The organism is Dendronalium sp. ChiSLP03b (assembly GCF_034531165.2).
Classification (GTDB): Bacteria; Cyanobacteriota; Cyanobacteriia; order Cyanobacteriales; family Nostocaceae; genus Dendronalium; species Dendronalium minutum.
Window position 1 is genome coordinate 1 of record NZ_JAVRBR020000093.1, and the last position, 21,550, is coordinate 21,550.

Consider the following 21,550-nt stretch of genomic DNA (forward strand, 5'->3'; position numbering starts at 1 on the left):
TATTATGGTGCAGAAAATCTACTTTAGCTCATTATTTGATTGCAAAGTTTTATTTCGCTTTTTCCCATAAGGCTTATTTTGCCGTTAATTATGGCTCATTTTATGGTTCACAATTTGGCTCGAATTATGATTCAAGTCATACTTACACAATACATCTTGTGTTATTTAATTAAGGCAGTAATTGTTGGTAATGGGCAATCAGTTCTACCCAATTACCAACAAACTAAATTAAACGTTTACTTTAGCTTTTGACCAAACACCATTTTCATCTTCATCATAGTTTTTATGAACTGCTTCCCATGCTGCTTGTTCGGCAGTGAACTCATCACTTGTCTCATTTAAAACGGCGTTATAGCGCTCAATGAACGTGCGTTGGGCTTCTTCAGAAAGATGCGATCGCACCTCTGGAGACAAATCCTCTGCACTGTTGCAAGGCCCGAGACAAGGGTGAGCAAATGTTTTTTCAACTGTATTAATTTCTTCGCCACCAGCACTTTCGAGTAGCAATTGAAATTCACCAACGCGATCGCTGGGAACTTCTGCCATTAATAAGAACTCGCCAGCTTGTAAACGAGTTTGATAAATAGCGGCTTTATCTTCTGGCATCCCCCAAGCAGTCAGAGCCGATACTAAACCAGCACCCGCACTACCTGCGATCGCGCCGCTAGTAGCTCCCAGTAACAGGGCACTAATTGGACCTGCTGCGACAATTGAACCGATAAAAGGAATAAACAGCACACCTACCCCTGTGAGTAAGCTGAGGAACGAACCAAACAAAGAGCCGAAAATTGCTCCTGTTCTCAAACCTCCCAAAATTATGTCTTTTTTAGTAATAAAGCCAGAAATTCGAGTTTCCGACTGGAAATTCCTGCCCATGACCGAAATATGATCTCTAGGCACGCCTCTGTCAAGTAAACGTCGAATAACATCATCAATCTGCTTCTGTTCTTTAAATACAGCAGAGATTGTACGTTCTGCTTTATAAGCTTCTGGCACTTGAATACTCCTTAAATCTTGATTTTTATAGTGGATATGTAAGAAGGCAGCTTTCAGGAAGATTAAATCTTCCTGCAAGCTGCCCAAGGGAACTCCAAGAAAAAATCATCCCACTTGAAGTTATTGACACCTTCGAGGTGACACTCCTGCATCACTACCGCTTGCACTAACGCCAGTCGCTTATAGGGAGCCACCGCGTTGGATAAATCCCTCGGCTTGTTCGCAGAAAGCGTTCCCGTTCGCGCAGCGTCTCTTTAGGGGAAGGGTAGCAAGTGGCGTAGAAACCCTCAAGACCCTTCGGGTGACGTTCCTGCGTCGCTAACACTGCGCTAACGCCAGTTGCTCCACTTGGGCAAGACCCAAGACCGCACTGGCTCACTATTCACAGTTAACAATTACAATGGGATATTTTTTTATTTGGAAGTCCCCAAATGTTATGACCTGGATTTATATCTATTATTGGCTACACGCCTATTGGGGTTTTGGCTTCTGCTGCTGGCTTTGTACCATTTGGCTCTACAGGTTGCCCTTCAATAAATGAACGCAGCATCCAAGCTATTTCCTCGTGCTCTTCCATGAGTCCAGTCAGAAAGTCGGCAGTCCCCTGATCGTGGAAATTTTCACCAGATTGATCCACATGCTCCCTTAAGTTGCGAACAATCTGCTCGTGATCTTCCACGAGATTAGCTACCATTTCCGTTGCAGTGGGGACATTACCAGCATGTTCTTTAATGGTGGCAATCTTGAGGAATCCTTCCATGGAACCAACTGGGTAGCCACCCAAAGCGCGAACCCTCTCTGCCAAGGCATCAATATTTAGAGTCAGTTTTTCGTAGTGTTCTTCCCAAAGCTCGTGCAGGCTGCGGAACTGAGGGCCGACCACATCCCAGTGGTACTTTTTAGTTTTTACCAACACCACATAGGAATCTGCTAAATCTTGATTCAACAGATTTATTACTCCTTGACGCTGTTCTTCTGTCAAACCAATGTTTATCGCACGCATGAATTTTTATCCCTAAGCGAACTTATTAATTAGCATCCCAAATTTTTGACATAACATGCATCAACCATAGGAAATATTGTATTAACCTAACTAATTACAACTTAGGTTTATATTTATCTGTGCCTGATAACAGATAACAAACAGAGGAACTTAACAAATATCTAATAACTAAAATAGTAATACCAATTCAAAAAAATTTTACAATACATCAATAATCCGTAGGGTCACAAGACCTTATGCCTCTACTCATCTATTTATCGTATTTTTTTCAAACTGGTATAATCAAATATCATTGCTATATATTCTTTTAGTTCAAATAAAAACAATAGACATCTTGAACGCTACCAGCAATCAAGATGCCTACTTTGCAACAACTAAAAATCAGTTTTTGAAGTGTACTTTTAGTGAAGAGGAGTTTGTACTAATTTGCAGTTGCAACTTTAAGCTTTAGTAAATAATTGGTAATTACCTAAAGAATGTAATTTGCTTCCAATTATAACGCTAATTTTGTTTCAGACTGCCCATTAGTATTAAGTATTATTGCTTACTTATTACCTGTCACTTTTTCCAGAAAATTCTCTACTTCATCTCTGACTGAGCTTGCACCCTGTGAATTTTCAGGACGCTTCTGTTTCTCAATATCAGCAGCTCCTTGAACTTCATTAAGTCCCTCGTTTGATTTCTTTTGAACCTCTTTCAATCCAGGAGGTGGTGATTTAGCGACTTCGTCAGTTTCGCGCTGAGTTCCTAGAAGTTGTGTAGTAGCATCTTCGGGGTCACTTTTAGGGCTACTGATTGCAAAAGCCGGGACTACGCTAGACAAAAATAGCAATGCACAAGTAAAAGCCACAATTAAGAAACGCACAGGACGTAAGCTAGATAAAACAACAGTAAAAATCTTCATTTGCAATCCTCAATAACAGCGTTAACAACGCAGGACTTGTACTTCCAGAGAGAAGCCTATGCCTTTACCTGGTAAATTTGATCCATCAAATTATCAAGGTATGCTTCCATGTTTAAGTCCTTAAAAAATGAAATTCTAAAAGATATACCCTTGTATTTCCGCTTTGCATAATAAGAAATAAGAAAATACTTATCAAACATCGCGCTATACGCAGATAGTTTTCAGTAAAATTTCACCTAGTTAATATTTAAATTTAAAAGACTACCGCTTGCATCAATCTGCGGAATGAAGTTTATTCTATCTATAGTTACATTAAAATCAATCTACAGGTATATCAACTGAAGACGATCCAATTAGCAAATTAGCGCAAAAATATTTTCAGTTTGGATCGTAGAAGCCATCGCCTGTATTGTATATCTTTCAAAAACCATCTAACACTTCATGCCAAAAAGCGCATCAAGTTAATCAAAAACGCCTGGGAAACACAAAAGGCTATCAAAGAAGTGAGTATTTCTGCAAGGCATAGCGTTGCAACCACATACGCAGTCAAGATTTAAGTAGAACGATGTGAAAAAACTAAACTATGTGAAGAAAAATGAAATAGGCTCAAACACTCTTTCCTTCTGCCCTACCCTGCGGATTCTGCTTTAGCAGTACGGGTAACGCTCCTTTGTCGCTAACGCTACGCTAACGGCAGTTCCTCTACTTCAGGAAACCCCAAGACCGGACTGCCTCACCCCAAGGGACATCCAATAATTAAATTACTCAATTCCTGCATCCAATACCAGTATCCAATTTCTTCTCCCCCTGCTCACCCAAGCGATTGATTATTTTTTATATTTGGAAGTCCCCAAGACGGGGCTGCTTCACCGCAGTGGCTCACCTTCTGCCTTATCCCAACGATAAATATTCACGCCGACCTAATTACAAGCAATACGGTGACAATGCGATCGCTCTGCTCATTGCGCTTGGTCAACAGCGGAGTGTACTAACTCTGTAAAAGATAGAAGGTAATTTTGCTGTCAATGTGAGGTTTGTATAAATTATTGACTTTAGCTATAAAGATTCTGAATAGAAGAAAATATTCCAGCGAAGGTATTGGCTAGAATAAAAATATGGCAAGTCTGCTGTACTTGAAAATGCTAGGGGATTAATATTAATCCTAAATACAGATTGAAACCTGTAGTTTTTAGTATTGGCTGAAAAGCTCATATACCAAAGGCTATATGTTTCAACTGGCTGTTGAAAAGCTCCAGTTCTCAAGATAGACATGGTTTAGCTTTTGCAGACGATCTGAATTTAGACATTAAATTTGGTTAATAAAGTAAATCATGAACAAAAAATGGGCTACTAAACGAATAACGGTAAATCTTGCATCCACCGAAACTGAAAAACTAGAAAAATACTGTGCAATCACAGGTAGACCAGCAACAGATGTAATTCGAGAGTTAATCCGCTCTTTACCAGTAAGCCAAGCTGAAGTATCTCAATCTTCCCAAGCAATTTCTACTAATTCTCTTGCTCACACAGCAGTCAGTTAGCCTACGTTGAGTATAACTATTCATCTGTGCAGTCACTGTGGGATGATGTCGTCGAGTTTGAGTTGTAAGTCGGAAAATAGAAAAGAAGAAATGGCATCTCCCAAGCGATCCTGTTGGTTCCATCTCGAATAATTTACCATCAATTAGTTCAGCGCGATCGCTGTCACCATAGTGGGCAATAAATTCATCAACAGTTAAAAGTCGTGGGGACAAGTCAACCATTGTCAATAGGCTTTCTGGCCACTTGCTAAGGGAGTAATTGTATAGTAAAAATGTACTATAATATATTAGTTTTCAAAAGCTGAAATCCCAGTTTTCAGTCTTACTACATATATATATGCTGAATAACAGCAAAAACTTCCAAGTTAACCAAGCTAGTGTTCTCTACAGACATGGCGACGTTTTAATCGAACGCATTGCTAGCATACCTGATGGTGCCCAAAAGCGTGTAGGTGCTACTCTTGCTCATGGTGAAGTCACAGGACACAGCCATCGCATTCAGCAACCTAATGCTGTTCAGTTATGGGTGCATGGTAGTGAACTTTTTCTTGAGGTGAAACAAGCAGGTACTACCTTGGTTCATGAAGAGCATCGGGCAATTGAATTAGCTCAAGGTCTTTACCGCGTTTGGAGACAACGTGAATATCGCCCTGATGCTTACGTGGAGGTAGAGGATTAATGCTTACTATGATGTCCAAGGGGCGTGTGCCGAAGAAACCAGTTAAGCCACGACCAAACGAAATTTATGAGCCTGTATCGGCTGAACGTGCCCGAAAACTCATTCTTGAGCATCGGGCATGGGATGGTATGCGTGTTTTAGGTCATTTGGATTTAAGCAGAGCGTCGGAGCTTTACAATCTCCCTGAAAATCTCACCTGTGAAACTATCGATATCAGCGACTGTGTGAACCTAACTAACCTTCCCCAAGGTCTTCATGTTACCCATTGGATTGAGTTAGCTGGAAGTGGGATTACCAGTTTAGGAGCGGGACATGGTTTTGTCTTGCGCTGGCGAGGCGTACAGGTGAGCGATCGCCTAGCCTTTGAGTCGCAGTCCATAACAGGGCAAGATATCCTCAATATAGAGAATGTTGAGTTGCGCCGTGTGCTGATTGAGCGTCTGAGCTACGAGACATTTTTACAGCAAGTGGGAGGGTTGATACGCGATCGCGATCAAGATGCGGGAGGGGAACGTCAACTTGTCTACATTCCTTTCGAGGATGACGAAGCCCTTATGGTCTTGAAGGTGATTTGTCCATCCACAAGACACACTCATATACTGCGCGTTCCCCCGTATATGCAGAGTTGCCATCAAGCAGCAGCCTGGATCGCTGGTTTTACCAACCCGGATGACTATAACCCTTTGATTGAAGCGTAACCTAACTATTAATCAATCTTGAGTTAGAAAAACCTTTCAACTCAATTGGTAATGTTGGGTTGCACAAATCGCTTAATTTCACCACAGGCAATATAAGACTTTCCATCAGGCGCTGTCTTAACTTCATCAACGACGTAAAGCATTCCTTCCTCACGAACTGAGCGGGGAAAACGCATATTCCAATCCGGTTCATATCCGTCAGAAACTACCCTAGCGCGCAACTTGCTGCCATCTTTAACACACTGAACTAGAATGCCATTATTTACAGTGTCAGTGGTAAGAAGGTCGGCAGCACTAGCAGGCCCTTTGGAGGCTTTGCTAGTGCTAGTTGGCTTTGATTGTCTTGGAGCAACGAAGATATCTGCTTGGCCGGGTTTAGCAAAACGAGTGATTTTGCCACGTACGCGATAGAAAGTGCGATCGCCCTTGGCGTTGGCGAAGCCATCGCTTGAAAGTTCTAGTCCTTCAACGACATAGTGCGCTCCCTCAGCACGAATGGAGCGAGGGAACTGAACGTTTTTAGTTGAATCGTAGCCATCGGACATTACTTTGACCCGCAGCTTACCCCCTTCACGAACACAGTACAATTCAACACCTGAACCGACTTCATTTACAATCGGCATCGCGTATACTTCATCGCCCGCAGTGACACCACGGGCCGCCAGATCGCTGCGATTGCGCGTCATCGTCTGATAAGTTTGATCTAGCAGTTCTTTACGTCCTGCATTGCCCAGAGTTTTTTGTGCAATCCGACCTGCGAAATATTCAAGCTGATCTATCTCTTCAGCTATTTCAAAATTCTCGTTCAAGCCTTTATCTCGCAGATCTTGCACAAGCACGCGCAGGGTTTGTTCCGCTTCTTGATGCTTACCATGCTCTGCTAGATCGAGGGCAATTTCTTTGGCCTTAGCAATAGTCAGACGGCTCAAGTCAAGGATAATATGGCTAGAAGAAGCAAGCGCTGATTCCTCAACTGTGCCAACTTTGGCAACAACATCTGTTGTGCCTGACACGCTTTGAATGATGTCATCTTGCAATACATCAGCGCTGTAATGCAGCTTTATCACAGGTAATTCACCTACTTGAGCAGAGGAAATCTCCAGACTTAACCCCAGAAGTTTGTCTTCACCCTCGTAAAGCTCCCCTAAGGTAATGACAGGTTGACCAGCGTTATTCTGGCTAACTTTAGCAAGACTTAAGGTATCAACAAGACTGACACCATCAGCCAACTCAAGCGTCAATTTGAGGTTTTGACCTACCACCGCTCTGAGACTATCTAGCTCAATACTAAACACTTCGGTTGCTTCATCAATACTTTGAATGAAGTAGAAGTTGCCACTAGCAGCCCTTGCCATACCGATCAGGAGATCCTCATTGAAACCCTGAGCAAAACCTAATGTCGTTGTGGTAATGCCTTCCTCAGATTTTTGCCCTGCTGTTGCTGTGAGTACTTTGGGATCTTGAATACCCATATTGGCATGACCATCGGTCAGCAGAAGAACGCGGTTGATTTTTTGCGGATCGAGTTGCTTTTTGACATATTCACAACCTTTGAGCCATCCCCCAGATAAGTTGGTAATACCTCCTGCCCTGACTTTGTGTATAGAATTTTTCAGCGCAGATTTGTCGGTCACAGGCTGAGGTGGTACAACGGTATCCACTTCATCATCGTAAACAACTACTGAGAGAATGTCTTTTGGCTCAAGTCGATCCACTACAGATTCAGCAGCTTTGAGTGCATGATGCAAGGCAGCACCTGCCATAGAGCCTGAGCGATCGATTACAAGCGAAAGGTTAAGGTTACGTCGGGGAGATTCAGGTATGTCAGCACGAAAACGTAGCAATACATTAGTCTTTAATGAAAATCCTGCGGGTAGGATAGCTTGGTCAAATTCGTAACTTGTTTTTATCATTTGGTAAACCCTCTGAATTATTTGTAATCAGCAGTCAGCTTTATAATACGGAAACAATAAGTGTTATTTTTAGTTTACCCAGAAGCCAAAGTGTTCTGCCTAGCAATATAACGAATATACTAATTTAGGATATTTATACACATAAAATGATTGAAGTCTTTGTCAATTATCTCTTGATACTAAATATTCATATTTGACCAAGTAAACCTTCAAAAACTAGATTAATTAATTCCTCGTCAATAACAAACAATGATTTATCAAACAATTAGCGTTTCTAGCGCTAATTGACCCAAATGAGGTGCAGATAGAGAAAATGGTTAAAGCCATTTTTGCTCTGACGATAAAATTTATATTTTCTTTAAAACTGATTGAAATACATGACTGCAATTACACTGATTATCTCAGATCGTCAATTAGCAAATACCGCAAAAACACGGTTACGTTAGTTTATGCATTCGAGCAAAACTACACTCATTCAAGTTATTAGGGTACATTTATGACCCATCCTGTGATGTCCAATATCCAAGTAAACCTGGAGAAAGCACAAAAAATAGGCTCTCAGTTGTTAGAGACGACTGTACCTGAAACAAATAAAAATTTAGTGATTTTAGCTGAGAAACTTACAGAATTTGAGGTTCCGTTAAAGGTTTTGTTGCAAGCTTTAGCTATTGCTGCTTACGATAGTGCAGCTGCTTTTCGCTACGCTGATAACTATTTAAATAACCTCAAAATAGACTGAAAATTGGAATAAATAATGATAATTATTTGTGAAGATTAGTCACTAACTCTATTTTACGAAAGTTAATCTTTTTGTACTCTGGATATCAAACTCAGGAATTAGAGCAACAAACGGATTACCACGAGTCGGAATTACCACTATTTTTAGAGTTACCAAAAATAAAAGTGCGAGCGCTCAGATATGAAATCGCTCAATTCTTAGCTAACTTTATTTTCGGCAAACAGTGAAATTTTTCCAGGAGAGATATTCCCGCGTCCGAATTGATGGTAGTAACAGTCAAGTATCTGAAGAACTAATTTTTATACTGTTGAGTATTCGGCTAGAGTACACGGCAGTGTTCTAGTAACCAGGGCATGATTTCGGTTAATTCTCTAGCAGATGAAGCTGACCAAGAGGATAATTACTTCTTTAACACCTACACATAATATTGTATTCAGGTACTAAAGAAGCGCAACTAAACTGATACAAGTAAGGTAAGCGGCAATATCTACCTTACAAGTACGAACTGTTATTCTTTATATAACTTCTACAAATACGCCACTGCGGGCAAACTCTTCCTCTTCAGGAGTAAAGTGGGGAGTTTGATCTACAATTTCAGGGTCAAAGTGATAGGTTTCCTGAAGAAATTGCCCGGCGATCGCAGATGATTCCAACTCTTTGATATAATCCTCGGCTAGCGTACACGCTTCACTAATGCCTGTCTCATCGCCTTTCTCCAACAGCTTTTGGAGAGTTGCTCTGACTCCTGCCAACCGCGATGCCGGTTTAAGAATCCCATAGAGGCGATATAAGCGCTCAACGGAGATGCTGAGGTGTTTGAGCGCTTTGCCTCGTGCGAGTTCAGAGTCCAGACTAGGCCAATAGCGAGTAGTGTAAAAAGCTTTCTCATCCTTGTGATACCATTCCTCGGAGCGAGCAATAGATGAGGAAACGGTGTTATGTAGTTTCCAGAAAAATAAGCGCAAGGCGGAACCATCTATAACTGTAGACAGCTTTGCCTCCATCGACACCTCAAAATTATTCAGTTTTGGGTCGCGTCCCAGCAAAAGATACTCCACCGGGTACATATCGACCTCTTTGTTCTGCACCACATACATATTGAGGTGGTGGCGACAGTAAGGGCAAGGGTACATCGTGGCAAATAGTTTAAAGAAGTCCTGGAAAACTGTTACCAGCGTTTTTTGCTCTTCGTATGGCTTGGTACACACGATTTCAGCAGTGGTGTGGAAGAAACGCCATACCGCAGGCCCAATGTAATAAGGAAAACTAACGCGCATCTGGGCATCTTTAATGTCACTCCGTGCCAAATACACATCAATGAATGCCACATATTGCGAGAGCGCCCCTGACTCGCGCCCAAACTCTTGGCGTTCGCGCCGTTTTTGCACGCCATTGAGGTAGTGATGTGTCAAACGCCACGCCTGCTTAACTGCCAGCTTTTGTTCGGGAGTGCATTGAAAAAAGTTCTCTGCCACATCCGCCCCATAACGATCAAATTCCCCCACTGCTTTAGTATCTTCATACCACTGAGCTAAAGTCGCTTCGTTAGGTACGGTATTGTTTTGGATATCGGCGGTAGTGTTGACACTGAAAGCAGCTAGCAACTTTGGCATGAAATCTTCATACCAATAAGCTACTGGCATCATTGCACCGTGTATTTCTTCTGAAGCATCGGCGAGGATAACGCGGTTCCACTGCTTGAGGTAATCTTTGGGATCGCCTGCTGATTTAGGAGGAGGTGGGGTAAGCTCTGCATTTAGTTCTATCTGTCTCAAGCGGTTGAGTTCGTTGATCGCTAGCACGCCTGCTGCAATATCGCGAAAGCTGAAATGCTTTTTCTTGACAGTAATGGCAAACTCCACGCCTGCTGCAAACTTCTCCTTGACAGAGATGGATTTACGGCGTGCCTCCTGCATCGCTTTTTCCTCAGACAGCATCTCAGGTGTTTTTTCGATGGTGTTCCAATTTTTGATGCGGTCTTCCAGCCGGGCGTACTCTTTTTCGATAGATTCAACGACTGCATCTAACAGGGGGTAGCAAGCTTTTTCTACAACATCTAACCCTTTGTACAATGCGATCGCTTTCTGCACAAACTGTACAAAGTCTGTAATTTTGTAAGGCAGGTTCCTGACACGCAGATGGGTTTCGTGATTGGCGGAGAAACTCTCGCGGAAACAGCGGTAGGCGGCTCCCTGAATCAGGCGAAACAAACCAATCTGCATTTGCAGGCGGGAGGTGGCGCGTTCTTTTTGCTTTTGTGGGTGTTGCGCTAGCAGTTCTTTGAGGCGTGCTACTTCTGGATTATCGCTGTGTGTTTCCTGTTCAGGAGATGCGGTGGTTGCTAATATGGGTGCGTCAGTAGCCGCCGCTATGTCTGAGGTGATGGTGGCTGCATTATTTGCAGGGGAACTGGTAAAAGAAATCGGTGAATCTTTATAGCCGCTGGTGATTTCTGACTCTTCTGGAACCAGTTTCATAAACTCTTGAAAGTCAATCGAGGCATCACCATCGCTATCGACCTCTTTAATCATCTCTTCGAGTTCTGCATCTGTTAGCCCAAACAGACTCATGACGCTGTGCAGTTCGTTTGTCGTAATTTGACCGCTACCATCTTCATCAAACACGCTGAATGCCAGCTTCAGACGGCTTTTGCGATCGCCTTGCGCTGATACCATCAGGGTTTTGAATTCCTCAAAATCAATACTGCCTGATAAGTCAACGTCCACTTCTTTAATCATGTCGCGCAGTTCGGTGTCGCTAGGACTTTGACCTAGCGATCGCATCACTTCCCCCAATTCTTTTGCTGAGATGGCACCGCTACCGTCAGTATCAAATACTTTGAACGCTTCCCACAGCTTTGTCACCTCTTCTTCAGTCATTACCTTTTTTTCTAGTTCTACAGTTGCCATTAATTCATACCCCCAATTTATTCAGTACGGTAAAAGCAGCAGAATGCTTTTAATTTCCCGTCAAGCAAGCAACAGTCCAATTTTGATGTTGAGTTAGCAACAAAAGCAATCGAAAATTAAGATTTTTAACTTTAAGGTTCGCTAGTTTCAATCCGCAGAGGAATTGTAATTTCTTCCCGTACTAAAGCATCAGTAAAAATCTTCCGAAGAAGGCGCTGGATGTGAAGATGCTTTCCCGGCTTGACTTTCGTCAATGTTCGTAGCAACAAATTGGATTCTCCGAGGCTCTCTACTCCATCCACCTGTGTGGGTTCAAGTACATCTGGCTCATTTGCTTTTAACTGTTCTCCTACGGACTCAATCACTTTGTACACATGAGTTAAATTGGAGTCATAAGGCACGCTAACTTCTACAACTGCAAAAATATACTGTTTAGAGTAATTAGTAATTGAGCCAATATCGCCATTACGAATAATCTGCAATTGACCATTAGGGTGTCTAATACGAGTGACTCGCAGTTCAATCGCCTCTACAATTCCCTCTACAAGCTTCTCTTCCACTTTGCCAGCCTGGATATAATCACCGACTAAGTAATAATTTTCAAACAGAATAAAAAAGCCGCAGACAATATCGTTGATTAGTGTCTGCGCCCCAAAACCAACAGCTATACCTAGAATGCCTGCGCCAGCGAGTATGGGAGCGGGATTGATATCGAGGATATAAAGGATGGAGACAGTCGCACCAAAATAAACTAAATATTGTAAAAAACTACGGATGAGAGGAACGAGAGTCAAACGTCTGCTTGTTTGAATCTCATTCAGATTTTGGTCTTTGAATAATACCTCTTCAACAAGTAAGTAGACAACCTCAAACAAAACACGACTGATGAATATAATTCCGACTATCTTGACAATTCGAGGTCCGAAAACTGCGATATTGGCGATGAATTGGACTTGCTGAATCACCAATGTTGCTACGCAGATATAAATCACAAATTCCAGACACCGCTTCAAAAAGGGGATTAGGTGTCGGAGGCGATCGTAGAATCTTAGAAGGTTATCAGGGCTGGAGTATCTTATACTTAGAGCATCTAGGCTATCAATAATGGCGGTGATTGCTTTAGGTATGAGTAACCCAACAGCAACGATCAGATATATCCGTAATAAAATATACAAATATTCAGATACTACTACTGGTACTTGGAGAAACTTGCTACACCAAATGACAGCCCACAGCCAAATACCAGCGGTAATAATATTGTTGAGGTTGTTAAAGAACGTATCAATACTTTGATCGTCGGCAGTGTTTTGTTCGATGTTCTTAGCACGAATGTTAGCTACCTTGAGCCAATAGCGCACGAATTTTAAAGCGATCGCCGCTAAAATCAAAGTACCAATACTTTGAGCGCAACCAATTCCTAAAGTCACCCAAAATCCTGATGGGATACGCTTAATCAACAAGAGTGTGTATTGTTGAAGGTTTTCGCCTCTATAAATTAGAAAACCATTAGCACCGACAATCAGAATGCACAACACCAAACAAGTAAGTATCAACAGCCCTATAATATTCTGACGCAGAGTTTTGAGACTTCTCCCCTCGCTTTTAACTACAGAGTTTTTCAAAAATAGCTTGAAGACCCTGCCCAAAAGCCAGTTTACGAACAAGAAAATGAAGATTACGAAACTGACTTCAGCCAGAACAATTAATAAATCCATGTTTTAAATATAAAAATCAAGAAGCTTACTGATTAGATTTCGTTGAATAAAAATATATTTTAGGTTAAGTGTGTCTGCAAAAAATGGCGATCTTATAAAATGGCATTCCATACATAAAATTGAATTGTGGAGGACTGAGAATTATGGGGTTCTATTCGCAAGTTATTTTTCCACGTCTTCTAGACTGGAGTTTGTCAGCTCCAAACTTAGCCAAATATCGTCAGGAACTTTTAGCCGACGTAACGGGAGAAGTGCTGGAAATTGGGTTTGGAACTGGATTAAATTTGGCTTACTATCCTTGTGATATTCACAAAATCACTACAGTTGACGTGAATCCTGGGATGAATGCTTTGGCAAACAAGCGTATTAGTGACTCTGGTATCACAGTTGAGCAACTCCTACTATCAAGTGAAAATTTACCAATGGCAGACAATACATTTGATAGCGTGGTCAGCACTTGGACTTTGTGCAGTATTACAAATGTACAGCAAGCACTTAAAGAAGTTTATCGAGTATTAAAACCGGGTGGTAGGTTCTTTTTCGTGGAACATGGGCTGAGTAATAAGCTTAGCGTACAAGTCTGGCAGCATCGGTTGACACCAATTCAGAAAGTCTTAGCCGATGGATGTCACCTGAATCGAGATATTCAAAAATTGGTAGAACAACGTTTTGACCATGTAGAGCTAAAGCGCTTCACACCCGAAAATCTCCCAGATTTGATGGTTCATCTATACCAGGGATTTGCGACTAAGAAAGCATCGTAATTGCGATCGCACCTCACAAGCCCATCCCCTGCAACTCCATTGCAGACCGGGGCTGGTTCCCGGAGTGATATCGTGTCCAGTTAAAGACTTATCATTAAGACCGCAGAGGAGCAGAGGAGAGGGGTTTTTGGGCTTTCTGCATAGATCGGGAATTATCACTAATTAGCCGGACTTGATAATTTTTTGATAACCAATGCTTGTCAAAATTCAGCGATCGCGTTACATCTGGCTTTGGGTTTGGCTGATACTGACTTCTCAACTTTAAGAATGCCAATTTTAAAATTATTCGCTTTTTGCGTAAAGCACAAAGAAAAAAAGAGGGTCTGATTGAATACAAACCCCCTTTTGGCAGCAACTGAGAAAAGAACTACTCATCTCGCCTGCCAATATGAAACGTGCCAAACTTTCACTCGACCATTTTGCAGAATTTAGCGCAGACGCGGCGGAACATGTATCTTCATGAGTGCTTTCCGGCTCCGGAGCAGAGAACTGTTTTTCAGCCATCAACGAAGTGGGTTGCCTCTGTTTTGGTTGTCCTTCAAGGAATAATGTTAACGTTGCTTACTTTTCTATTTGCCTATTTACTAATGTGGCGCTAGCTTGGTCAACTGGCATAAGTATTACTTCATTGATATTGACATGAGGCGGTCGCGTGGTGCAGAAAAGTATTACATCAGCGACATCATCTGGAGTCAACGGGGTTACTCCTTGGTAAACTTTCTTGGCGCGTTCGGTATCGCCGTGAAAACGCACATCACTAAATTCAGTTTCCACCATACCGGGGTCAACGGAAGTCACGCGTACAGAAGTGCCTAACAAATCTTGTTTTAAGCCTTCGGAAATTAATCTCACGGCAGCTTTCGTACCACAGTAGACGTTACCACCGGGATAAGCTTGGTGTCCGGCAATAGAACCTACATTGACCACATGGCCGCGATCGCGTTTTACCATACCAGGAACGACATAGCGGGTAAGGTAAAGCAAGCCTTTAATGTTGGTATCAATCATTTCTTCCCAGTCTTGAAAACTGCCTTCGTGTAACTTGTCTAAACCGCGACTCAGACCAGCGTTGTTAATCAAGATGTCGATTTCAGACCAAGCAGTCGGTAGGTTAGAGATGGCAGATTCAACAGCGGCGCGATCGCGCACATCTAACTGTAATAAATAAACTTCTGTCTCGAACTCTTTCTTAAGTTCCTCTGTTAGCTGCTGCAACCGTTCCAAACGTCGCGCCGCTAAAATCAGTTTTGTACCCGCACCAGCAAATATTTTGGCACAAGCAGTACCAATACCACTACTTGCACCAGTAATCAAAATAATTTGATTTTGCAAAGAAATCATTGTTAGTTAATTGTCAATTGTCAATTGTCAATTGTCCAACAATTCGGAACTCATCACTGATACAATCAAGCAAGTTAACTAAATTCTATTTCAACTGTTTTGATTTTAAGTAAAGATTTATAACTAACAATGCTAGCTAACAAAGTGAACAATCATATTTCAAGGTTATCTCGTCAGTCTCCTTGGTTTATTATAATTATTTTTTTGATTCTCGGTTTAATAGGTATTCTCAACCATTCGATGTGGCGAGATGAACTAAATCCCTGGCTGATTGTCAGAGATAGTGAATCCTTTGGAGATTTAATTGCCAATATTCATTATGAAGGTCATCCTGTTTTATGGTATTTATCTCTGGCATTTTTGAGAGAAATTGCTGATACTCCCGTTATGATGCAACTTTTTCATATCGGTATTACAAGTGCAGCAGTCGCTCTTTTTTGCTTATATAGTCCTTTCAATCATCAACAAAAATTTATTTTTAGTTTTGGTTTTTTTCCTTTTTATGAATATTTTTTGATTTCTCGAAACTATGCATTTAGTCTGCTATTTATTTTTGCTTTTTGTGCAGTTTTTTCATCGAGAAAAACAACTTATGTGTACTTAGCAATTTTTCTGGGTTTATTGGCAAATAGTAATGCTTATGCTTTATTTGTATCATTTTCTTTATCATTGACTTTGCTAGTCGAATTTTGTTTTGATAAGGAACATCGCAAGCAGTATTTTAGCCACAGTCGAAAATATGACTTATTTTTAAGTATTGGAATTATCGCATTTTCTTTTCTTTTGGCGATTTATATTATTACTCCTCCATTAGATAGTTATCTTAGTGGTGGGTTAAAGAATGGATGGGTGATGCAATTAGATATCCGTTATTTGTTGAAAAGCATAGACAGATTATTTGCTAGTTATTTTTTGATCGTCCCACATAAAAGATGGCTGGATTTAATTATTTGTGCTTTAATTGCCCTATTTGTCTTTGTTTTAACCTTAATTAAGTTATCTAAAAAACCATTTCCGCTGTTTTTCTACATCATAGGAAATTCTGTAATACTTACATTTACATATTTGAAATTTTCAGGTAGTCCTCGACATTTTGGACATTTATATTTAGTTCTTATCGCAGCGTTGTGGCTGGGAAGTCATTATCAAGATTCTACCTTCTTAGCAAACAAATTTTCTATTCAACCAAAATCACTCGACCGTTTTCAAAAATGGCATCATATTGCCTTTATGTTAATTCTTTATGTCCAATTTTTAGGAGGAATTTACGGTTTTTCTAGAGACTTAATCGTACCATTCTCTGCTAGTCGTGAAACTGCTCATTACATTCAAGAATCACAATTAGAGAATGAATTTATTGTTGCCAGCCGAGATGCAACCATGGCTCCATTATCGGGTTATCTCAATCGCAAATTTTATTATCCTGAACTTCAAAGAATGGGAAGCTTTACCCTCTTTAGACAAGGTCGTACAGAAGTTGAGCAAGCTGAAATATTAAAACAAATTAGTTCTCTGTTAAAGAATCAAGAGGACACAAACAAAGTTTTACTGATTTTAAATAAAAAACTGAATTCCAACCGAGATGATTTAAAGATTATTCCTCTCAAGAATTTTGAGAGGGCATGGGTAGATAGCGAACGATACTATCTCTATTGGGTAGATGAAGCATGAAGGCTAAAATTTTATACTTCACACTTCACACTTCAGTTAACTACTGTTTAACTACTTGCAGGCGCTGAGTGACCATTGTGATGCCATTGCCTCGGAGGATGACGGCAGAAATCCATTGGCTACCGGGGGTAGATGGTGCGCGTCCTGTTTTAAAAAGTCCGCCAGATGTTAGTAATTGCAAGTCTACAGGTGTGGGGTTGAGATATTTGTTTGCTTGAACGGGTTCTTCTAGTGCCGTTCCCAGAAGAAAATCATCACCTAGTGGTTCGTTAACGATCGCATCAAAAGTATACTGCTGGCCGACTTTCACCTGCTGTGGTAATTTAAAATCAACTTGGGGTGGTTTACTACCAGATGTCAGGAGGGTACGTTCAGACAAAATATCTTGGCGGACGATTTTTGCACCTGAAATGCGCTGACGGGATGTAATCGTGGTATTTAAAGCCATATTATTACCATTAGTAGCAGGTAAACCAGTTATATTAGTTACCGTTTCAGCCACAATGGCATTACCCTCAGATTTCCACGATTGCAGCTGTGTACTGTATCGCAATTTGGGATACTGTTTCCATAGTGTAATTAAGGATTGTTCCAGCGTCTGGCGGTTTAATCCATCCCCATGAACGAAATTGGGGCTATAGAATTGCATCACCTTTTTGATATCGCCTTGGCTTGCTGATGCATCAATTTGTGCCAACAAGTTTTTCAGTTCAGCTGGTGCATTGTTGACACTGCGTTGAACAGGTTCCCCGGCTTGAACTAAGTGCTGTGGTGTAGTGGCTTGAGCAGATTGTAAGCCACTGGTTAAACCAAGTGTCAGGAGGGACACAATCATGCCGATGCCAGCAGAAAAATTTCGTTGGTGGGTTAGTAAAAAGGCAATAATGTTAGTCATTGGGTAAGAGTTTACTGATTTGAGTACAGAAGGCAAGGAAATTGTTTTATCTTAGTTAAGCTAGGCGCTAAACGGTAGAGGTTTGATGGCAAACGCACCGATAAAATTACTAATAGCTGCCAGTGGGACTGGTGGACACTTGTTTCCGGCGATCGCACTGGCACAAAAACTGCCAGATTATGAAATTGAATGGCTAGGCGTGCCCAATCGGCTAGAAACTCAACTGGTTCCCAAGCAGTATCCTATGAATACTATTGCAGTTGAAGGGTTTCAGCAAGGGTTTGGATTTTCGTCTGTGTTGATTTTGGGTAAACTCATTGGTTCGATTCTGCAAGTCCGGCGCATCTTGAAACAAGGGAATTTTCAAGGAGTATTCACCACGGGGGGTTATATCGCCGGGCCAGCAGTAATTGCGGCCCGTTCTCTCGGTTTACCTGTCGTTTTCCACGAGTCTAACGCTTTACCAGGTAAGGTAACTCGCTTTTTTGGCCCTTGGTGTACAGCGGTGGCGCTGGGATTTGAGGTAGCGGCTAAATATTTACCTCGTGCCAAAAATGTCTGTGTGGGTACTCCGGTGCGAGACTCTTTCAGAGAAGCTTCGCTAACGCAATTTCTGGATGAAGGAAGTGTAACGCTGGATTTAGCCATTCCTGATGGCGTGCCTTTAATTGTCGTCTTTGGTGGCAGTCAAGGTGCGGTTGCTGTCAACAAGTTGGTGCGCCAATCAGCGCCAGCTTGGTTTGAGGCTGGTGCTTATGTAGTCCATTTAACTGGCGATCGCGATCCCGATGCAGAGACTCTCAAGCATCCGCAATACATAGAGTTACCTTTTTACAACAATATGGCAGCACTGTTGCGACGAGCTACTTTAGCGATTAGTCGTTCTGGTGCGGGTAGTTTGACAGAATTAGCGGTGTGTGGAACGCCAGCGATTTTGATTCCTTATCCCTTTGCCGCTGAAGACCATCAATCTTACAACGCAGAAGTATTTAGCAAAGCTGGTGCGGCGATAACCTTTCAGCAATCGGAGTTAACGGCTGAGATTTTGCAAACTCAAGTTTTGAGTTTGTTGCAGTCACCAGAAGAGTTGGCAAAAATGGGGGAGAAAGCTAAGGCGATCGCAACTCCTGATAGTGCTGATAAATTAGCCTCTTTAGTGCGTGAGGTGGTGGAAAGATAAAAGACGAACCATACAAAAAAATCTGAGCATAAAATTCCAATTTATTAATTGATGGATTTTGAGTTTTACTCTGGCTTGGATATGATTTTTAGTAACCTTTTAAAGGCTCGCCGACAAAGAAAGCAATTAGGAATAGCTTCATGACAAGATTACTCTGGTATCCTCTCATGGCTTCTTTACTGCTAGGAGTAGCAAGTCACTCGGATATTAATCAAATTCCCCAAGACCATTTTGAAATGGAGCTAAATACCTCACAATTGTTTGCTAATTTAGAGAAGTTTACCACTGCGAATCTGGCTCAGGCTAACAGAGAGATTAATGAAAAGACGGCCCTCAACTTAGTTTGGAAACTGCCAGAAGTACAACGCAAGGCGAAAGAAATTGAAAGACTTTCTAAGGGTAGTATACGGGTTGCTGCGATCGTCGATGCTTCTCCTACGCTAGATGAACCTTACTACACAGTTCGAGTATTTGAAGATGAGCCAGACCACAATACAACAATTTATTGGTTTCGCGTCTTGAGTCCAAGCGGCAAAATTCAGGTTCTAGATATTCTAGAAAATAAATACATCACCCTAGAAGAATGGAAAGAACAATTAAAACGCTAATCTCTATTCAATAAATGATTGCGACAAATCCTTTGTTAGAGACGCGCCATGGTGCGTCTTTAAATTCTTTTTTTAAATTGGTATAAGTTAAAGCATGATTTGCAGATTTACCCCTGAAACCAATGTCTGAACAGAAGCCTCTAAGTCCTTGGAATTACAAACCTTGGTGGTGTCAGCCCTGGTCTATATTGCTCACAGGTATAACGCTGATTAGTGGTAGCTGGTTATTATTTAAAGCTATCTGGCTGACCATTTTGATTTCCATCCCTATACTAATTTGGATGGGCTTTTTTGTATTAATTTGGCCGCAACTTATAATTCGCAGTGGAATTTTAGAGTCGTATCAAAATCAACTGATGACCGATGACAGATGACTGTGAACTGCCAAAAACTTCAAACGGATAATTTGATCGAGTCCGGCTAATTACTTATTATTAATATCTCTTTGCGTCCCCGCGTTAGTCTAAACAATAAGTCTTCAACCGGACATGATATTATTTCTTGGAGTTCTCTAAAAGTTGGGCGCTAAGATTCTCTGTTTACCACTGTTTATCTTTGTTTGCGTAAAAATCTTTGATTTACTAATTCACCACTTGGCTACCGTGACTGCGGGGATCGTCTTGACTACTTGTTGGTGCAACCGGGGCGGAGAATTTGGAAACTTGTCCACTAGCTTGGGCATAGGGTAAGGACGAACCAGCAACCAAAGCCTCTAAGTTGTTTGCCATGACAATGCGGGGTTGATCGCCGATCGCTTGCGCTATGTTTTCCCCATTCTTAGCCAAAAATACAAAATGAGGAATGCCATCTACCCGATATTTCAGCATCTCTGGCAACCATTTAGTATTATCTACGTTCAGCATGACAAAATTTACCTTGTCAGCGTACTGCTTTTCTAATTGGGCAATATCTGGAGCCATCTTCTGGCAGACAGTACACCAGTTAGCATAAAATTCCACTATTGATGGTTTGCCGTTGTTGATAGCTACTTCTAGGGGTGTAGAGGCTTCATCTAACTGAGTCAGGGAAGCTGAAGTTGACTCAGTTCGCAGCCCCAAAACTAAGGCAACGCTGAGGGCGATCGCTACTATGGCAATTAAGAAATTTCTTACACGCGTCCCAACCTTGGATTCAGGCTTGTCGGGAGAATTAACTGGCGAATCTGTAGTCATAACAAATTTATTAAAACTTATTAAGCAATCTCCTCTTTAGTTTAACTGACCAAAGCTGTTCTCCTTGCTAAGGTTATAAGCTAATCAGCATTTACGTTGCATCTAGGTAACAGCCAGAACCAAAGCAGCAATTGTTAATATTCTCCTAACTCCCCACTCTCTCAAAGCTGTGAAAAAACGAGTCACCCTCACCTTCCCCAAACGCGCCATTCAAATGCCAGTCACTTACTTGCTGGCAAAAGAATTTAACGTAGCAGCAAGTATTATCCGCGCCCAAGTTGCCCCAAATCAAATTGGCAAACTAGTTTTAGAACTATCAGGAGACATCGATCAATTAGATGCGGCAATCGAATGGATGCGATCGCGGCATATCACTGTTTCCTCTACCCTAGGCGAAATAGCCATTGATGAAGATGTGTGCGTTCACTGTGGCTTGTGTACTGGTGTTTGTCCTACCGAAGCGCTGACTTTGCATCCAGAGACATACAAGTTAACATTCACGCGATCGCGTTGTATTGTTTGCGAACAATGTATTCCCACCTGTCCCGTACAGGCGATTTCCACCAATCTTTAAAACTCTACGTCATCTGTTACTAAATGAATGCTTTAGGAGAGATCAAGGGGACAACAGGGACGCGGGGAATAAGGGAGACAAGGGAGGGAAGAATTTACTTCCCCTACCCCTCACAAGTGTAGGTTTTTAATCAAGCAATGAGTAATGACTATAAAACTAACGCTCTAATCATCATTTCTTCTACCCCTACACCCTTACACCCTAAAACCAGGGTTTTAGGAACAAAACGTAAAAAACCTACACCTGTC

At 41.6% G+C, this 21,550-nt stretch carries 21 protein-coding genes; 11 read left to right on the plus strand and 10 right to left on the minus strand.

The window, feature by feature from the left end; translation table 11 throughout:
• Window positions 1–228: 228 nt before the first annotated feature.
• From RMY31_RS21755 to RMY31_RS21770, 4 genes are all read right to left on the minus strand, one after another.
• A complete protein-coding gene (locus RMY31_RS21755; protein WP_322664213.1) occupies window positions 229–996 on the minus strand; it encodes a ChaB family protein in 768 nt (255 codons plus the stop codon).
• A 166-nt stretch (window positions 997–1,162) separates the two neighbouring features.
• Window positions 1,163–1,375 carry a hypothetical protein gene (locus RMY31_RS21760; RefSeq protein WP_409878176.1) on the minus strand — a complete coding sequence of 71 codons (213 nt, stop codon included), beginning with the start codon at window positions 1,373–1,375 and terminating at the stop codon, window positions 1,163–1,165.
• A gap of 84 nt (window positions 1,376–1,459) precedes the next feature.
• Entirely contained in the window at window positions 1,460–1,999 is a 540-nt protein-coding gene (locus RMY31_RS21765) for a Dps family protein (protein WP_322664205.1), read from the minus strand.
• 544 nt (window positions 2,000–2,543) lie between these two features.
• On the minus strand, window positions 2,544–2,903 hold the full coding sequence (locus tag RMY31_RS21770) for a hypothetical protein (protein ID WP_322664203.1): 360 nt from the start codon (window positions 2,901–2,903) through the stop codon (window positions 2,544–2,546).
• An 874-nt stretch (window positions 2,904–3,777) separates the two neighbouring features.
• Here RMY31_RS21770 and RMY31_RS21775 point away from each other — a divergent pair.
• The 4 genes from RMY31_RS21775 (at window position 3,778) to RMY31_RS21790 (ending at window position 5,821) form a co-directional block, all read left to right on the plus strand.
• Window positions 3,778–3,903, plus strand: a complete 126-nt coding sequence (locus RMY31_RS21775) for a hypothetical protein (protein WP_322664202.1) — start codon at window positions 3,778–3,780, stop codon at window positions 3,901–3,903.
• Window positions 3,904–4,234: 331 nt separating this feature from the next.
• Window positions 4,235–4,444, plus strand: a complete 210-nt coding sequence (locus RMY31_RS21780) for a CopG family transcriptional regulator (protein WP_322664200.1) — start codon at window positions 4,235–4,237, stop codon at window positions 4,442–4,444.
• 337 nt (window positions 4,445–4,781) lie between these two features.
• The gene (locus tag RMY31_RS21785) at window positions 4,782–5,123 is read left to right on the plus strand and encodes a hypothetical protein (protein ID WP_322664198.1); all 342 of its coding nucleotides are present in this window, start codon (window positions 4,782–4,784) and stop codon (window positions 5,121–5,123) included.
• Complete coding sequence (locus RMY31_RS21790; protein WP_322664196.1) at window positions 5,123–5,821, plus strand: DUF6745 domain-containing protein; 699 nt, start codon at window positions 5,123–5,125, stop codon at window positions 5,819–5,821. The genes RMY31_RS21785 and RMY31_RS21790 overlap by 1 nt, the downstream gene beginning before the upstream one ends.
• Window positions 5,822–5,862: 41 nt before the next feature.
• Here the strand turns inward: RMY31_RS21790 and RMY31_RS21795 are convergent, their stop codons facing one another.
• A complete protein-coding gene (locus tag RMY31_RS21795) occupies window positions 5,863–7,734 on the minus strand; it encodes a vWA domain-containing protein (protein WP_322664194.1) in 1,872 nt (623 codons plus the stop codon).
• A gap of 496 nt (window positions 7,735–8,230) precedes the next feature.
• Here RMY31_RS21795 and RMY31_RS21800 point away from each other — a divergent pair, with 496 nt between their 5' ends.
• Entirely contained in the window at window positions 8,231–8,473 is a 243-nt protein-coding gene (locus RMY31_RS21800) for a hypothetical protein (RefSeq protein WP_322664192.1), read from the plus strand.
• 515 nt (window positions 8,474–8,988) lie between these two features.
• On the opposite strand, the gene RMY31_RS21805 is transcribed toward RMY31_RS21800, so the two are convergent.
• Window positions 8,989–11,382: an EF-hand domain-containing protein gene (locus tag RMY31_RS21805; RefSeq protein ID WP_322664190.1), complete on the minus strand. Its 2,394-nt coding sequence runs from the start codon at window positions 11,380–11,382 to the stop codon at window positions 8,989–8,991.
• Window positions 11,383–11,513: 131 nt separating this feature from the next.
• Entirely contained in the window at window positions 11,514–13,097 is a 1,584-nt protein-coding gene (locus tag RMY31_RS21810) for a mechanosensitive ion channel family protein (RefSeq protein WP_322664188.1), read from the minus strand.
• A gap of 143 nt (window positions 13,098–13,240) precedes the next feature.
• Here RMY31_RS21810 and RMY31_RS21815 point away from each other — a divergent pair, with 143 nt between their 5' ends.
• The gene (locus RMY31_RS21815) at window positions 13,241–13,861 is read left to right on the plus strand and encodes a class I SAM-dependent methyltransferase (RefSeq protein WP_322664185.1); all 621 of its coding nucleotides are present in this window, start codon (window positions 13,241–13,243) and stop codon (window positions 13,859–13,861) included.
• A gap of 561 nt (window positions 13,862–14,422) precedes the next feature.
• On the opposite strand, the gene RMY31_RS21820 is transcribed toward RMY31_RS21815, so the two are convergent.
• On the minus strand, window positions 14,423–15,202 hold the full coding sequence (locus RMY31_RS21820) for an SDR family oxidoreductase (RefSeq protein ID WP_322664183.1): 780 nt from the start codon (window positions 15,200–15,202) through the stop codon (window positions 14,423–14,425).
• Window positions 15,203–15,331: 129 nt separating this feature from the next.
• Here RMY31_RS21820 and RMY31_RS21825 point away from each other — a divergent pair, with 129 nt between their 5' ends.
• Entirely contained in the window at window positions 15,332–16,873 is a 1,542-nt protein-coding gene (locus tag RMY31_RS21825; protein ID WP_322664181.1) for a hypothetical protein, read from the plus strand.
• A gap of 40 nt (window positions 16,874–16,913) precedes the next feature.
• Here RMY31_RS21825 and RMY31_RS21830 read toward each other — a convergent pair whose 3' ends face one another.
• Window positions 16,914–17,768, minus strand: a complete 855-nt coding sequence (locus tag RMY31_RS21830) for a nuclear transport factor 2 family protein (protein ID WP_322664179.1) — start codon at window positions 17,766–17,768, stop codon at window positions 16,914–16,916.
• A gap of 85 nt (window positions 17,769–17,853) precedes the next feature.
• Between RMY31_RS21830 and murG the strand changes: the two genes are divergently transcribed.
• The 3 genes from murG (at window position 17,854) to RMY31_RS21845 (ending at window position 19,930) form a co-directional block, all read left to right on the plus strand.
• The gene (murG, locus tag RMY31_RS21835; RefSeq protein ID WP_322664177.1) at window positions 17,854–18,948 is read left to right on the plus strand and encodes an undecaprenyldiphospho-muramoylpentapeptide beta-N-acetylglucosaminyltransferase; all 1,095 of its coding nucleotides are present in this window, start codon (window positions 17,854–17,856) and stop codon (window positions 18,946–18,948) included.
• Between the two features lie 140 nt (window positions 18,949–19,088).
• Window positions 19,089–19,556 (plus strand): hypothetical protein, encoded by a 468-nt coding sequence (locus RMY31_RS21840; protein ID WP_322664175.1) that lies wholly within the window; start codon window positions 19,089–19,091, stop codon window positions 19,554–19,556.
• A gap of 122 nt (window positions 19,557–19,678) precedes the next feature.
• Entirely contained in the window at window positions 19,679–19,930 is a 252-nt protein-coding gene (locus tag RMY31_RS21845; protein WP_322664173.1) for a DUF6737 family protein, read from the plus strand.
• 207 nt (window positions 19,931–20,137) lie between these two features.
• On the opposite strand, the gene RMY31_RS21850 is transcribed toward RMY31_RS21845, so the two are convergent.
• Window positions 20,138–20,728 carry a thioredoxin family protein gene (locus tag RMY31_RS21850; protein WP_322664172.1) on the minus strand — a complete coding sequence of 197 codons (591 nt, stop codon included), beginning with the start codon at window positions 20,726–20,728 and terminating at the stop codon, window positions 20,138–20,140.
• 169 nt (window positions 20,729–20,897) lie between these two features.
• Between RMY31_RS21850 and RMY31_RS21855 the strand changes: the two genes are divergently transcribed.
• Window positions 20,898–21,302, plus strand: a complete 405-nt coding sequence (locus RMY31_RS21855) for an NIL domain-containing protein (protein ID WP_214432917.1) — start codon at window positions 20,898–20,900, stop codon at window positions 21,300–21,302.
• Window positions 21,303–21,550: the final 248 nt, after the last annotated feature.